General features: G+C 73.2%; 12 protein-coding genes. 10 read left to right on the top strand and 2 right to left on the bottom strand.

The features are described 5' to 3' along the window. Positions 1–2: 2 nt before the first annotated feature. Positions 3–1,124 (bottom strand): glycosyltransferase, encoded by a 1,122-nt coding sequence (locus tag IEY61_RS00815; protein ID WP_189040263.1) that lies wholly within the window; start codon positions 1,122–1,124, stop codon positions 3–5. Beyond that, entirely contained in the window at positions 1,121–1,915 is a 795-nt protein-coding gene (locus IEY61_RS00810) for a sugar phosphate nucleotidyltransferase (RefSeq protein ID WP_189040262.1), read from the bottom strand. Before IEY61_RS00810 ends, IEY61_RS00815 begins: the two co-directional genes overlap by 4 nt. 246 nt (positions 1,916–2,161) lie before the next feature. Here IEY61_RS00810 and IEY61_RS00805 point away from each other — a divergent pair, with 246 nt between their 5' ends. From IEY61_RS00805 to IEY61_RS00760, 10 genes are all read left to right on the top strand, one after another. Then, a complete protein-coding gene (locus IEY61_RS00805) occupies positions 2,162–3,103 on the top strand; it encodes an ABC transporter ATP-binding protein (protein WP_189040261.1) in 942 nt (313 codons plus the stop codon). A 2-nt stretch (positions 3,104–3,105) separates the two neighbouring features. Continuing rightward, positions 3,106–4,272: an ABC transporter permease gene (locus IEY61_RS00800; RefSeq protein WP_189040260.1), complete on the top strand. Its 1,167-nt coding sequence runs from the start codon at positions 3,106–3,108 to the stop codon at positions 4,270–4,272. Beyond that, entirely contained in the window at positions 4,269–5,465 is a 1,197-nt protein-coding gene (locus tag IEY61_RS00795) for an ABC transporter permease (RefSeq protein WP_189040259.1), read from the top strand. Before IEY61_RS00800 ends, IEY61_RS00795 begins: the two co-directional genes overlap by 4 nt. A gap of 12 nt (positions 5,466–5,477) precedes the next feature. Further along, a complete protein-coding gene (locus IEY61_RS00790; protein ID WP_189040258.1) occupies positions 5,478–6,122 on the top strand; it encodes a hypothetical protein in 645 nt (214 codons plus the stop codon). Next, positions 6,119–6,730, top strand: coding sequence for a nucleotidyltransferase (locus IEY61_RS00785; RefSeq protein WP_189040257.1), 612 nt, complete (start codon positions 6,119–6,121; stop codon positions 6,728–6,730). Before IEY61_RS00790 ends, IEY61_RS00785 begins: the two co-directional genes overlap by 4 nt. Positions 6,731–6,848: 118 nt before the next feature. Beyond that, entirely contained in the window at positions 6,849–7,040 is a 192-nt protein-coding gene (locus IEY61_RS00780; protein ID WP_189040256.1) for a thiopeptide-type bacteriocin, read from the top strand. A gap of 90 nt (positions 7,041–7,130) precedes the next feature. Beyond that, positions 7,131–9,731 carry a lantibiotic dehydratase gene (locus IEY61_RS00775; protein WP_189040255.1) on the top strand — a complete coding sequence of 867 codons (2,601 nt, stop codon included), beginning with the start codon at positions 7,131–7,133 and terminating at the stop codon, positions 9,729–9,731. After that, positions 9,724–10,851, top strand: coding sequence for a lantibiotic dehydratase C-terminal domain-containing protein (locus IEY61_RS00770; protein ID WP_189040254.1), 1,128 nt, complete (start codon positions 9,724–9,726; stop codon positions 10,849–10,851). The genes IEY61_RS00775 and IEY61_RS00770 overlap by 8 nt, the downstream gene beginning before the upstream one ends. Before the next feature lie 6 nt (positions 10,852–10,857). Then, a complete protein-coding gene (locus tag IEY61_RS00765; protein WP_189040253.1) occupies positions 10,858–13,560 on the top strand; it encodes a TOMM precursor leader peptide-binding protein in 2,703 nt (900 codons plus the stop codon). A gap of 55 nt (positions 13,561–13,615) precedes the next feature. Continuing rightward, positions 13,616–15,328, top strand: coding sequence for a thiopeptide-type bacteriocin biosynthesis protein (locus IEY61_RS00760; RefSeq protein ID WP_189040252.1), 1,713 nt, complete (start codon positions 13,616–13,618; stop codon positions 15,326–15,328). The last annotated feature ends 18 nt before the right edge of the window (positions 15,329–15,346 follow it).

Below are 15,346 nucleotides of genomic sequence, written 5' to 3'. Positions count from 1 at the left end.
GGTCAACCCTTCCGAGCAGGCAGCGAGGTGATCATCGAACTGATGCGGGGCAGCGGCGGCGACACCCGGAACTCGGTGGCGAACTCGGCGGCAGCCGCCCGGTAGCCCGGCTCCACCAGCACCGCCCGGATCGCCTCCCGCAGGGCGTCGACGGTCGCCTCCCCGGCGGCCAGGGCGATACCGATGCCCAGTTGCGCGCACCGCTGCGCGATGTACGTCTGGTCGTTGGCGATCGGCACCAGGACCAGCGGCAGGCCACGAACCAGGGCGCGGGAGACGGTGCCCCAGCCGGCATGCGTGACCACCACGGCGGACCGGTCGAACAGCTCGTCGTGGGGGATCCGGCCGACGAACCGGACGTTCGCCGGCGGCCGGCCGACGACCTGGTGGGTCACCACGCCGAGGACGTCGAGGCCGCCGAGCGCGGCAGCCGCCGCCGTCACGTACCGGTCCTGGGCGAAGGCCGCGCCGGCCAGCGTGGCCGGGGCGGCCGTGCTGGTGGTGACCGCCACCGTCGGCGTCCCGACGACCGCCGGTGCCGACACCAGCGGCACCGGCACCAGCGGACCGGCCAGGACCACCGCCGCCGGCAGGTCCGGGTATCCGGCGAACGACGGCGTGCTGGGAATCAGGTGCAACCAGTCGGAGCTACGCCCGAGCAGGTTCGTCGGGTCGTCGGCCGGCAGCCCCAGGGATTCCAGTGTGGAGTGCGGAGCGAACGCGCCGATGGCATGGTCCGGGATGAAACTGCGGTACGCCTCGAGCGTCGGCACCGGGCTACAGCACACCGACACCCACGGCAGGCCGGTCAGCCGGGCGGCGAGACCGGCGCCGGCCATCAACACGTCGCCGACGATCACCTCCGCCCCGCACCGGCCGGCCAGGTCGGCGATGTCCCGGGCCATGTCCGCGACGTCGCCGAGGAACAGGTGCCGAAACAGCGCGCCGCTGTCGGCGGTGGCGAGCATCGAAGGCGGCAGAGGTCCGTTCAGCCGCCACCGGCCGGTCGCCGAGCCGGTGAAGACCGTGACCGGGTGTCCGTCGGCGCGCAGCTGTGCGGCCAGTGCCGCCATCGGCTCGGCGTGCCCCGGCGGGTGGAAGGGCACGAGCAGGACCTCGGTCACGGGCGCCGCCCGGTGAGCACCCCGGCGGGGAATTCCAGCCACTGCCGCGCCCGCTGCACGCCCACCGGCGTGCCGATGTCGTAGTACTCGCCGGAGTCGAAGGTCAGCGCGTGCACCCGCAGGCCCGCCGTTACGGCCGCCACGAAGGCGTCGCTGAGCAGCAGTTCGCCACCGCGCGAGCGCAGCGCGTCGCCGACGTGCTCGTGCAGCAGCTCGGTGAACGCCGGTGACCACGCCGCTATCCCCCACGTGTTCGACACCGGTGGTTGCTCGGGCTTGTCGACGATGGCCAGCACCCGCTGCGACCCGGGCTCGATGACGACCGGAGCGAGCGCCTGCGGTTGGTCGGTCGGAAAGACCCCGAGGCTGAGGTCGGCCCGGCGTGCCTCGTGGAACTCGAGCAGCTGGGCGAAGCAGTCCTGCGGGGCGCAGATGGTGTCCGGCAGGCCCATGCACACGGTCCCACCGGCGACGAACGGGTACGCCAGGTCCAGCGCGTGCGGAAGGCCCAGCGCCTCCTCCTGGCACACGTAGGACAGGTCGAGCCCGAGATGCCGGCCGGAGCCGAGGTAGCGGAACACCTCCGACTTCTCCGGCGACAACACCACCAGGGCCCGGTCCACGCCCCCGTCGCTCATGGCGTGCAGGACGTGTTCCACCGCTGCCTTCGGCAACGGCCGGCCATCCACCGTCCGGTACCCGACCTGGATGAGTTCCTTCGGCGCGCGGTACGGCGCCAGGCGGGCACCGATGCCGGCTGCCGGCACGATTCCGATCCGTACGCTGGTCACCCGCTCCCCCAACCGTTCGTCCGCTGCGCGTGCCGCCGTCGTCTTCCACGCCGGTGGCTCGATAGAGCGCAAAGCTAGTGACGGGATGCTGCGGTTTTGTTGTGGTGCCGATGTGGTCGGGTCTCGGTCCACTGACACCCGCCGGTCCCACGTCTACGCTTCGTCTCACCCCGGCCGCCGGGTCCTGGCCGACTGGCCACGCAGAGCTGGCCGAGGCCCAGGTGAGCACGGCGGAGGGTGGGCCGGATGGCAGAGGTAGTGCTGCGCTGCGAGGGGCTACGCAAGGCGTACGGGACGGTGGTCGCGATCGACGACCTCGGCATCGAGATCACCGAGGGCGAGACGTACGGCCTGCTGGGACCGAACGGCGCCGGGAAGACCACGGCCATCTCGATGATCGTCGGGATCCTCGCCCGCGACGCCGGATCGGTGACGATCGACGGCCAGCCGCACGACGTGCATCGCACCGCGACCAAGCGGCTGATCGGCTACGTGCCGCAGGAGCTGGCGTTGTACCCGGACCTCACCGGCCGGGAGAACCTGCACTTCTTCGGCCGGCTGCACGGGCTGTCCGGCCGCGAGCTGCGCCGTCGCGGCGACGAGGTGCTGGACGTGGTCGGCCTGTCGGACCGCGCCGGGCAGCGGGTGCGCACCTACTCCGGCGGCATGTCCCGACGCCTGCACATCGGGGTCGGGCTGCTGAACCGGCCCCGGCTGCTGGTGCTGGACGAGCCGACGGTCGGGGTCGACCCGCAGAGCCGCAACGCCATCCTCGACAACGTGCGACAGCTTGCCGGCCAGGGCATGGCGGTGCTCTACACCACCCACTACATGGAGGAGGCGGAGCGGCTGTGCGACCGGGTCGGCATCATCGACTCCGGCCGGCTGCGGGCCGAGGGCACCCGGCGGGACCTGGTCACCATGCTGGACCGCGAGGACGAGGTGGAGCTGCTCGCCGACGGTGACCTCGCCGCCGCCGCCCAGGCCCTGGCCGAACTCGCCGAGGTGTCCGCAGTGGACGTCCGGGAGGCCGGCCTGCGTCTGCTCGTCGCCGAGGCGGGTCCCAACCTGCCGCAGATCCTCGCCACCACCGGCCGGGCCGGCGTGACGGTGCGGTCGGTGCAGGTGCGCGAGCCGAACCTGGAGTCGGTCTTTCTCCACCTCACCGGCAAGGCACTGCGGGACTGACCATGCGACAGATTTTCGTCATCGCCACCAAGGATCTACGGCTGCACCTGCGCAACAGCACCCTGCTGCTCTTCGGGATCGTTCTTCCGCTGGGCCTGGCCGTCCTGTTCAGTACCGTCCTGGACGATCCCGGCGGGGGATTCCAGGCCCGCTACGTGGTGGCCGACGAGGACCGGGGGCCGGCGGCGAACGCCTTCGTCACCGACGTCCTCGGCGCGCTGACCGCGGAGTCCACGTTCGACGTACAGCGGGTCGCCGCGGCCACCGAGGCCACCCGGATGGTCGACCGCGGCGCGGTCGACGCCGCGTTCATCGTCCCGGCCGGCTTCTCGGCCGACATCGCGGCCGGCCGCACCGCCACCCTGCGAGTGCTGGGCGACGTCGACTCCCCGATCGCCGCGTACGTGGCACGGGAGATCGCCCAGTCCTACGCCACCGAGGTCCGCGGCGGCCGACTCGCGGTGGCGGTCACCGTCGCCGGCGGCGGCCGGGTCGACGATCCGGCCGGGTTCGCGGCCCGGGTGCAGGCGCTGCCCCCACCGCTGACGGTGTCCGCCGGCAGCACCGCCGACCACGAGCTGGCCAGCCGCACCTTCTACCCGGCCGGGATGGCGGTGTTCTTCCTGTTCTTCGTGGCGATGCTCAGCGTCAGCACGATCCTGGCGGAGCGGACCACCGGCACGATGCCCCGGCTGCTGGCCGCGCCGGTCCGCCGGCCGACCATCCTGGTCGGCAAGCTGCTGGGTGGGGTCGGGATCGGCCTCGTGGCGATGAGCGTGCTGATGGTGTCGTCGACGTTGCTCATCGGTGCGCGGTGGGGACCCCCGCTGGGCGTGGCCGCGCTGGTGACGGCGCTGGTGCTGGCCGCGACCGGGCTGATGGCGCTGGTCGCCACGGCGGCCCGGACGACCGAGCAGGCGACCGGCTGGATGTCGACGCTGGCGGTGCTGATGGGCATGTTCGGCGGCACGTTCGCGCCGCTGGCGCGGGTGGAGGGTCTGGCCGTGCTGAGCTACGCCACCCCGCACCGGTGGTTCCTCCAGGGTCTGACCGATCTGGCCGGCGGTGACCTGCGGGCGGTCGTCGTTCCGGTCGTGGTCCTGCTGGGCCTGGCGGCAGCGACGTTCTCCCTGACCTTGCTGCGGATCGGAAAGCTGGTGAGGCCGTGACATCGCCGCAGTTCCGGATCAGGCCGCGCCGGATCCGCACGGTGTTCGCGATCGCCGGGGTGCAGCTGCGGCTGCTCTTCCGGCAGCGGCTCAGCGTCTTCTGGGTGATCGTCGCGCCACTGTTGTTCGTGTTCGTGCTGGGCCTACAGTTCGGCGGTGGTCAGCCGCCCCGACTGGCGGTGGTCAACGAGGGAAACGGCCTCGTGGCGCAGCGCCTCGTCGACGCCCTCGACGCCGACGACCGCCTCACGGTGATCGAACTGGTGGGCGCCGACCAGTTGCGCACCGACGTGCAGCGCGGAAGGGCCGACGCGGGACTGGTGATTCCCGCCGAGCTGGACGCGGTGGTCAGCTCAGGCGGCCAGGCAACCGTCGAGTACCTGGCGCGGCCCAGCAACCCGACCGCCGCCGACCTCGGGGTGTGGGTGCGCGCGGTGATCAGCCAGCAGGCGACGCTGGTCCGCGCGGCGCAGGTCGCCACGGGCGAGAACGCCGGAACGTTCCGACAGAACCTGGACCGGACCGGGACGGTCGAGGTTCCCGGCGTCACGGTGGTGGCCGACACCGTCGGCACCACCCCGTTCCCGGACGGAATCAACCCGTACGCCCTGATGGCCCCGTCCATGCTCCTGCTGTACGTCTTCCTCACCTCGCTGACCGCCGCGCTGCGGGTGATCGAGACCCGCCGTCGCGGAATAACCCGACGCATGTACGCCACACCCACCACGGCCGGCACCATCGTGGCCGGCGAGGCACTGGGTCGGTTCGGTATCGCCCTCACGCAGGGGCTGATCGTGATGGCCGGCTCGGCGCTGCTGTTCGGAGTCGACTGGGGCAGCCCACCCGCGGCCGCCGCCCTGCTGGTGCTCTTCTGCCTGGTCGCCAGCGGCGTGGCGATGCTGGTGGGGGCGGTGCTGCGCAACGAGGGCCCGGCACTGGGGATCTGCCTCGGCCTCGGGCTGGGGCTGGGTGCGGCCGGCGGCGCCATGGTCCCGCTGGAGCTGCTCGGCGGTCCGGCCCGGACGGTGGCCTCGTTCACCCCGCACGCCTGGGCGTACCAGGGCTTCACCGAGCTGGTGCGGCACGGTGGCGGCATCACCGACATCGCGCCCCAACTCGGCGTCCTCGCCGGGTTCGCGGTGGTGCTGTTCACGCTCGGCACGCGGTGGTTGCGTCGCGGCATCGTACGGTGAGGGAGGCCCACCTTGTCATCGACGGAGACCGACGAAGCGCCCGACGAGCCGCTGGTCGCCGCTGCGACGGCGGTTGCGCAGGTGTGCCACGACCACGACTGGGGCTACTGCTTCGTCGGCGGGCTCGCCGTACGACGCTGGGGTCGGCCGCGCCCGGTCGAGGATGTCGACCTGGTCATCCTGACCGGCTACGGCGCCGAGGCGAGGGTGGCCGACGGGCTGTTCGCCCGGTTCGCCGCGCGCGCCGACGACTCGCGCGAGATCGCACTGGCTCGTCGGGTCGTGCAGATGTGGGCCACCAACGGCGTCTCCGTCGACGTGGCGCTCGGTACGTCGCGCGGGCTGCTCCGGATGCTCCGACGGGCGTCATGGTGGGAGGTCGGCGAGGCCCGGCTGCTGACCTGCGGCGCCGAGGACCTGATCGTGAAGAAGGCGCTGTCGGATCGCGAGCGCGACTGGATCGACCTGGCGGGAATCGTCGCCCGGCAGGGCGACCGGCTCGACCGCGATCTCATCCTGCGCGAGTTCGGCCCGGTACGCGGCCAGGGGCACCATCTCGGCGATCCACTCTCCTGGATTCGACACCGGGACACCGGCGAGGCCGTCGACCGACTGAGAAAGCTGCTGGGCATCGGCGACCGGGAGGCAGCCAGATGAACCGGTTGGTCGCCGCCGCCGCGGCGGTGCAGCAGGTGTGCCACGAACGCGACTGGGGCTACTGCTTCGTCGGCGGGCTCGCCGTACGACGCTGGGGCCGGCCGCGCCCGACCAAGGACGTCGACCTGATCGTCCTGGCCGGCTACGGCGCCGAGACGGCGGTGGCCGACGCGCTCTTCGCCCGGTTCGCCGCACGCTTCGACAACTCGCGACAGTTCGCCCGCGACTGCCGGGTCGTCCAGATCTGGGCGGCCGACCGGGTCGCGGTCGACGCCGTACTCGGCACGTCCAGACGCCTCGGCCGGATCGTGCGGCGGGCCTCGCCGTGGCAGGTCGACGGGGTCGCGCTGCGCACGTTCAGCGCCGAGGACCTGGTGGTGCACAAGGCCCTGTCCGGCCGCGAGCGGGACTGGCTCGATGTGGCGGGCATCGTGGCCCGGCAGGGCGACCGGCTCGACCGCGCTCTCATCCTGCGCGAGTTCGCTCCCATGCTCGCGCAGCAGGGGCCGCATCTCGGGGATCCGCTCGCTGGCCTGCAACGGCAGCAAGGCCACGAGGCCCTCGACCGGCTGGCGAGCATGCTGGACGTCCCACCGGCACCGGGCTGATCCCCGCCAACGCCGTTGGCGGCACGCCCCGCGTCACAGCCGAACCACAACATTTCCGAAGCAACCCTCGGCAACGATGGCGTCAGTCCGTCTCGTTGATCCGAATTGGAGTTCGAGCATGCCGGAAATCGGAGCCACCCTGGCCGACCTGCAAGACCTCGACCTGTCCGACCTCGACGTCTCCGACCTGGCCGAGGTGCACCTCGTACGTGACTCCGTGGCGCTGCCGGAGACCGGCGCGTCGGCGAGCACTTCCGTCGTCTGGAGGTGGCTGGGCTACTCCTCCTGCTCGTCGACCATGCCCCAGTAGGACGCACCGGACACGTCCGGGCGCGAGAACCTTGTCCCACAGCGCGGCTCGTGGTCCCGACCGCGAGCCGCGCCTGCTGTAGGAGGCGTCATGGTGTCCGCACTGCGCGAGCCGGTCGGGGCACCGCCACGGCCGGCCGGCCCGGTCGAGGTGGCCCCGTACGTCCTGGTCCGGGCGGCGGCGTTCGACACGCCGCCGGAGCCGGCGACGTCGCATCGGCTGCGGCGCAGGCAGGAGACGCTGGTGGCGCTGCTGGCCGAGGGGCGGGATCTCGCGCCGCAGTTGACCGAGCAGCTGTACCGGTTGGCCGGCCAGAGCTCCCCCGCGCACAGCCGGTCGGTGTTGCTGCCGCTGCGCCGCGACATCCACAACAACCGGTCGCCCCATGCGAAGCTGCGTCCCCTCGTGGCCGAACTGTCGGCCGAGATGCCGCTGCTGCACCGCTGGCTGGCGATCCGCGCCGAGGTCGACCGCCTGCACGCCGAACTCCCCGACGCCACCGCGGCGGCCCTGGCGGCGGAACGTGGCGCGCTCGCCAGGCTCTGCGCTACCGAGCCGGTCGGCCGAGCCGTGGCGCTGACCGGGCCGGACCTTCAGGCTGCGGTGTTGCGCACCGCAGCCCACGGCGGCGATCCGGACCACCGGGACCGCAGATCGGAACCGACCGTGCTGCGGTACGCCCTGCGTGCGGTCACCCGGACCAGCCCGCTGTCCTGGTTCACCGTCGTCGGCTGGGCGCGCTGGCCGGTGCAGGCCGGCCCGCCCGTGGCCCCGGGCAGCCACCCGTACGGCGTGGACCTCGCCGTCGCGGGTCCGCCGGTCGGGGTCATCCGCCCCCCGACCGGGCTGATGGCGAGCGTGTTCCTGGCGGCGGCCAGCCAACCCGACCGGCTGCTGCGTACCGTGCACCGCCTCGCGCCGGCCCTGCAGGAGCAGGACGGGCACGTGCAGTACTACCGGGAACGCCTGTCGACCGACCCCGCACGCGGGTCGGTGGTGCGGGAGGAACGGGTACGGCTGCCGCTGAAGCCGGCGGTGGCCGCGGTGATCCGGCTGCTGCGGGCGGCGCCGGCCGGTCGGCCGGCGGAGGAACTCGTCGCGGCGTTGGCCACGGCATCCACTCCGGCGCAGGCCCGTCGCTTCGTGACCCAACTGTGCGAGCAGGGCATGCTCGTCGCGGTGCCACCGGCGCACGAGCACGACCCGCGCGCGCTCACCGCGCTCGCCGACTGGCTGGAGCGTACCGACGCGCCCGAGGCCGCCGTCGCGGTACGCCGGATCGACCAGCGGGTACGCAGCCTGGCCGACCTCGACGCCGCTCGCCGTGGCCCGGCGGTGCGGCAGCTCGACCGGGACTGGCGTCGGCTACTGGACGGTTTCGGGGTGGCCGCCGCGCCGCAGCACGCACCGGCCACCGAGGACGTCGTCCTGCCCCGGCCGGTACGGCTGGCCCGGCCGCCGGTGTCCACCGCCGACCTGGACACGGTGACCCGGCTGGCGGTGCTGTTCGACCCGGACCAGCTGGCTCGGCGTGCCCTGCAGCACCGCTTTCTGCAGCAGTACGGTCCCGGGGGCCGCTGTACCGACCCGGGCAGCTTCTTCGCCCAGGTCGACTCCGGCGACGGCGAGTTCGCGGCGATGCTCGGTGCACCCGACGGCGGGGACACCCCCGCTGACATCGCAAAGCTGCTCCGGCTACGCCAGCAGGTCATCGAGTCGGTGCGGCCGGGCGAGGACGGCGCGGAACTGCCCGCCGACCTCGTCGTCGAGCTGCCCGAGTGGACGCGGGAGCGCCCGGCGTCGTACGCCTTCTTCGGCCAGCCCGGGCCGGACGGCGCCTTCTATCTCAACCATGTCTACGGTGGCTGGGGCCGCTTCACCAGCCGGTTCCTGGATCTCTTCGGCGATGGCGAGCTGGCGGCGGCGGTGACCCGCCAGGTGCGGCGGATGCTTCCCGGCCGTACGGCCCAGTTCCGCCCGGTGCACGGGTTCAACGCCAATCTGCATCCGCTCCTGCTCGAGGAGGAGATCAGTGACGATCCCCGGCTCGGTGGGCTCGACCCCGGTGGGCTGGATCTCGTGCACGATCCCGTCAGCGATCAGCTCCGGCTCTGTGACCGGGCGAGCGGGGACCTGCTCAACATCCTCTACCTCGGCTTCCTCACTCCGCAGGTGCTGCCGGCCCGGGTAGCTGCGCTGCTGGCCGATCTGGCATCGGGAACCGCCGGACTTCACCGTCTCGCGCCCACCCGTACCGTGTCCGGGCCGGGCGGCCAGGCGGTGGTCGGTGACCGGCTACGCCACGGTCAGGTGGTGCTCGGCCGTCGACGCTGGCGGCTCGATGCCGGGGCTGCGGAGCATCTGCGGGCCGTGTGTTCGGCCGGGCCGTCGGTGGCCGCTGTCGCCGAGCTGCGCGCCGCCTGGTCGCTGCCGGATCAGGTGTTCCTGCGAGCGGCCGGCCCCACCGTTGCGCAGCCGGCCTCGCTCAAGGCCATGCTCGCGCGACCCAAACCGCAGTTCGTCGACCTGGCCAATCCGCTGCATCTGCGCAGCCTTCCGCGCTGGCTGGCGCGGATCGACGGGCCGCCGATGATCGAGGAGGCGTTGCCCCGCCCCACCGGGCACACCGACCCGTCACGGCTGGTGGAGTTGATGTTGGAAACCTACGTCCCGGCGGTGAATCATGTCTGAGCCCGCGCCCACAATGGGCTTCGCCTCTACCACGGACGTGGTGTGTCACTACCACGAGGAGCACGTGGCGCCCCTGCTGCGCCGCGCCGTCCTGCCCGCCGTCGATCAGGCACGCCGGGCCGGGCTGGCGGTGCACCTGGAGCGGCACTGGTTGCACGGGCCGCACGTGCGGATCCGGCTGCGCGGACCCGCCGCCGACCGACGCGCCGCCGCCGACGAGATCGCCGGCCGGCTCCGCGATCACCTGGCCGCCTCGCCGTCGCGGGCCGGCCTCGACCCCCGGGAGCTGCTGCGCCGCGCCGAAGCCGCCGGGAAGGCCGAGTTGCTGCTGCCGCCGTACGACCCGATCCACCCGGACAACACCGTCCTGGTGACCGCAGGTGACCAGCGCACGCTCGCCGCGCTGCTCGGTACGCCCGCGGCGGTCGACTGCCGGGCCGACATCCTGGCCGAGGGGTTGGCGCCGGTACGCGTGTCGCTGAACGCGCTGGCACAGGTCGGCGACGCCCCCGGGGCGCGGGTGGGTGTCGTGGTGACGGCGATGGCGGCACACGCCGACACCTGGCCGGACAGGCTGCTGTCGGGCTACCACACCTTCCTCTCGCACGTCGAGGACTTCCTCTTCGGTGAACAGGCGCCGGTGCGCGCCCAGTTCGCACGCTTCGCCGAGCGGGCCGGTGACCGGTACCGCGAGCTGGTGCGGCAGGCCGCCACCCCCGACCCGGCCGACCCGGTCGCCGAGGCGTGGCGGGCCTGGAGCGCCGCCGCGTGGCGTATCGCCCGGCGTACCCACGACCAGGTCGGCCTCGGTGGTCGGTTCTCCGCGGAGTTCGTACGCAGGACGGAGTCGTTCGACGAGGCGACCGCCATCCGGTGGAACCTGAGCCGGCGGGGCGCCAGCGCGTACCACCAGGCGTTGCAGGCGTGGGGTTTCCAGCGGCTGGCGGCGACCCCCGAGTTCCAGGTGTACCGGTTCTGCACCAACATGCTCTACCAGTTGGTGGCGCTGATCGACGTGACTCCGCTGGAGCGCTACCTTGCCGCGTACCTACTCGCCGAGGCGACCCAGCAGATGCACGGCCTGCCCTGGCAGGCCGCCCTCGTGCCGCAGGGCGGGTGAGCGCCGGTGGCGCTGCTGACCCTGCGACCGGGAGCGGCGGTCCGCTGGGTCGGCAACGGGCTCTTGATCGACGGATGGCGCTCCGCTGCACTGGTCGCCTGCCCTCCGGCGGCCGCACGGGTGTGGCAGCGGGTGGAGCCGGCGCTGGCCCGGGGGCTGGATCCGGACGCGGCCACCGCCGGTCTGCCGGCCACCGCCGCCGAGGTCGTGCGGTGGCTCTTCGCGCTCCTCGCCGAGCACGACGCCCTGGTCGATGTCACCGTCGCGCGCGACGCCCACCCGTTGGCGGCCTTCCTCGCCGGCGTGGCCGATGAGCCGGCAGCGGCGCTGGCTGCGGTACGGCAGGCGGTGGTGGCCGTCGACGGCGAAAGTAGGTTGACCGACGCGGCCGGCGCCGCTCTCACCGAGGCGGGCATCACCGTCAGCGGGACGGGTGCCGAGGCTGATCTGGTGATCCGGCTCGGCCCGACCGGGCGGTCCCCGCAGCCGGGCCGATTCGGGGTGCTCCGGGTCGCCGCAGGCAGCAACGGTGTCCTGATCGGCCCGGTGAACCACACCGGCGAGTGGTCGGGCGACGTCGACGGGCCGGACCGGTTCCACTCCGGCGCCCCTGATCCGGGCGGGGGTGCCGGTCTGTCGGTACCGCATATGGTCACCCAGGAGGTGGTGCGCATCCTGGCCGGTCTCGCCGACGGAACCGGGGCGCTGGTCCGCGACGCGCTGGTACGACGCGTCGCGCCGGACGGCGCGGTCACACCCCGACCGGTCGCCGCATCCGCCCCGCACCGGCCGGTCACCGCAGCGGGCACGGTCACGGCGGGTGCCCGAGCGGTCCGGGTGCTCGGGAAGGGCACGCTGGCCACGGTCGTCCGGGCGTCGGTACGCGCGGCCGGACGCCACGTCACGCCACACGCCGTCACTGCGGGCGGGCATGACGGCGCCAGGCCACGGGCCGTCGTCGGCGCAGACCCGTCGTGGTCGGCGGATCGGCATCGCCGGGCACAGCGGGCGGCACGAGACGGCGGTGCCGCGTACCTGCCGGTACGGGGCGACGCCGCCACCGTGGAGGTGGGTCCGCTCGCCGAGGTCGACGGCGGCGTCTGTGTGGCCTGCGTCCTCGCCCGGCGGCAGGCCGTGCTCGGCCTCCCGACCGGCGCGGCGTCGGTCGCCATCGGTCGGGCGCTGCCGGTGCCGCCGTACTGGGCCCGCCTGACCGGCGAGGTGGTCGTCGAGCACCTGTCCGGACGGCTCGCCCCGGGCACGGTCACCGTCCTGGCGTTGCGCGACGGCGTGATCGCCCGCCACCGGGTGCAGCCGGTGCCGGGTTGCCCGACGTGTGACCCGTTGCCGGCAGACCGGCCGGAGCTGGCCACGCTCGAGCTGCGTCCGCGTGCCATGGCGGATCCGTACGGGTTACGGGTCGTCGCCGGCCCGCCGGCCCTGTCCGAGCTGCGCGCGGAGCTGGTGGACGAGCGGTTCGGCCCGGTGATACGGGTGCACCCCGAACGGTACGCGTCGCTCCGCCTCGCCGCGGCCGAACTGGCGCCGCCCGGCTGGTCCGGTCGACTCGGCGGGTTCGGCCGCGCGGCCGAGCCGTCGGCCGCCGAGGTGCTGGCGTTGCTGGAGTCGTGCGAACGAGACGCCGCGCGCCACCCGCAGGCCCGCCGTACCTCGGTCCGCGCCAGCTACCGCGAGCTGGTCGCCGACGCCGTCGACCCGGCACGGCTGGGGTTGCCGGGGCCCGCGGCGGTCGCCCATCCGGGCTATCGGCTGGCGCCGTACACCCCGCGGAGTGTCACCTGGTGGGTGTGGGCGGTGGAGCTTGCCGGTGGCCGCCGCCAGCTGGTGCCCGAGGATGTCGCCTACTGGGGCGCGGATCGACCGGACGTGCGGCGTTTCATACCGGACAGCTCCAGCGGTTGCGCTGTCGGGAGCTGCCTGGAGGAGGCGCTCCTGCACGCCTGCCTCGAGGTGATCGAGCGGGACGCCTTCCTGATGACCTGGTACGGTCGCCGGCCACCGCCGCGGCTGACGCATCCGCTGGACCCCACCCCGACGACCCGGCTGATCGTCGATCGTCTCAGCGCCGAGGGCTACCGACTGCACCTGTTCGACATCACCAGCGACGTCGGCGTCCCGGCGGTGTGGGCGCTCGCGGTGACCGACCGGCCGGAGCGGGCGGCGTCCTTCTCGGCGGCGGGGGCGCATCCCGATCCCCGACGCGCCGCCGCGGCGGCCGTCGTCGAGGCCGGGGTCAACCTGTTGCGGGCCGCGCAGGGGCCACCCGCGTCGGGCGATCGGCTGCTCGCCATGCTCGACGACCCTGCCCTGGTTCGTACCCTGCCGGACCACACGGCGCTCCACCAGCTGCCCGAAGCGCTGCCCCGCTTCGATTTCGCCCTGCGCGGCGGTGCCCCGCGGCCGTTCGAGGAGCACTTCGCCGGATGGCGGGACCGCTTCTGGCATCCCGACCTGACCGAGGTGCTCCGCCGGGTGATCGACGCGATGACGGGCGCCGGGATGACGCCGCTGGCCGTGGACCAGACCCGAGGGATCGACCGTCGGTTGGGGCTGGCGGCGGTGAAGGTGCTGGCACCGGGCGCGGTGCCGATGACGTTCGGGCATCTCTACCGCCGGGTGGACCTGCCCCGGCTACGGCGGATCAACGCCGACGTCGGCACCGCCGACCTGCCGCATCCGTTCCCCTAGCGCGGTGTCCACGAACGTTGACCCCGGGTTCCCGTCCGCATCCGAAGGAGGCCAGTTGTCCAGATGGTCGGCGTTGCACGTCTACCTTCACGGCGGCCCGGCACAGGTCGACCACCTGCTGCGTGAGCACATCGTCCCGACCACGACCGACCTGCTCGCCCGGAAAGAGATCTCCTCCTGGTTCTTCGTCCGCTACTGGGCGGGCGGTCCACACCTGCGCTGGCGGCTGGCGGACGCGGCGCCGGCCACGCTGCAGCGGGTCCGGCAGGCACTGGTCGCGGCGGCGCGGCAGCTTCCGCCGCCGGAGGCCGAGCTGACACCAGCGGACTGGTACCGCCGATTCGGCGACGCCGAGCCCGACGGCGACACGGGATGGCAGGCGCACGGCACGGTGCTCGAGCGGCCGTACGAGCCGGAAATCGAGCGGTACGGCGGACCCGAGGCGATCGGGCCGGCGGAAAACCTCTTCGCGGCTTCCAGCCGGGTGGCCGCGACACTGCTGAACGCCGCACCGGCCCGGCGTCGGTCGACCACTGTCGACCTGCTGTTCGCCTTCCTCGCCGCAGCCGATCTCGCCGGAGTGTCCGCCGCTGCCTTCCTGCGCGGATACGCCAACGGTTGGGCGCTCGTCGCCGAGTCGGCCGACGCGGATCTCGGATCGGCGCTGCGCCTGGCGGAGCAGGACTTCCACCTCGACCCGACGGCGTACCGTGACCGCCGGCGACGGATCGCCGAACTCGTCACCGAGCGGCGCGGTGCCCCCACCTCGGTCAACTTCTGGGCCGACGCGACAGCGACGTACGCCGCCCGGCTGCGTGAACTGAGCTCGCGCGGCAAGCTGGGTGCCCCCTTGGCGACCATCCTCGCGAGCCAGTTGCACATGCTGCACAACCGGCTCGGCCTGGGCATCGCGGTGGAATGCCACCTGGCCTGGCTGGCGGCCAACGCCTACCTGGACGCGTCACCCGAACCGGACGTGCACACCGACGGCCCCGCCGCCGCGGACCGGGTGTATCACGAGCGGTCGAAGTTCGTGCCGGTGCTGTGGCCGACGCAGCACCCGCACGCCCTCGACCCGGCCGGTGACCAGCCGAGGCCGGTCGGCGACGTACCGCTGCCGGAGCCGACCCCCGGCGCGCTCGCCAGCACGTCGCTGGCCGAAGCGCTGCTCGCGCGACGCAGCCGGTACGACTTCCACGCGGCCGATCTGGACTCGGCTGAGCTGAGCCGGCTGCTGTACTACGCGGCCGGCGAGCGGGGTACGCCGCCGCGACGGGCCTACCCGAGCGCGGGTGCGCTGGCCAGCACCCGGCTGATGGTGCTGCCCCGGCACGTGGCGGGGGTGCCCAGCGCTCTGTACGAGTACCTACCCCACGAGCACTCGCTGGCCCGGGTCGCACCCGACCCCGGAGTCGCACGGCTGGCCGGCATCGCCCCGCAGTTCAGCTCCGGCGATCCGGACTCGATCGACGTGGCCACCGTGGCGTTGTGGATCTTCGTCGTGATGGATCGGGAGCGTCTGCGGCGCCGCTACGGCGTCCGGAGCTACCGGTTCGCCATCATCGAAACCGGCCACCTGGCCCAGAACGTCCTGCTCGCGGCGACCGCCGCCGGGATATCGGCGTTGCCCGTCGGCGGCTTCTTCGACGACCACCTTGACCACCTGCTGCTTCTCGACGGCCTGAACTCGAACGGCTGCTACGCGATCCTGCTCGGCCCGGGGCCGACGACGCCTGCGGCCAGGGTGGAGGGTCTGCATCACAATTGATCGACAACGAGCGACGGG

The organism is Micromonospora sonchi (assembly GCF_014646235.1).
In the GTDB taxonomy this organism is placed as follows: domain Bacteria; phylum Actinomycetota; class Actinomycetes; order Mycobacteriales; family Micromonosporaceae; genus Micromonospora; species Micromonospora sonchi.
The sequence above is the reverse complement of the archived record's forward strand: the minus strand, read 5'-3'. Positions and strand labels throughout refer to the sequence as shown.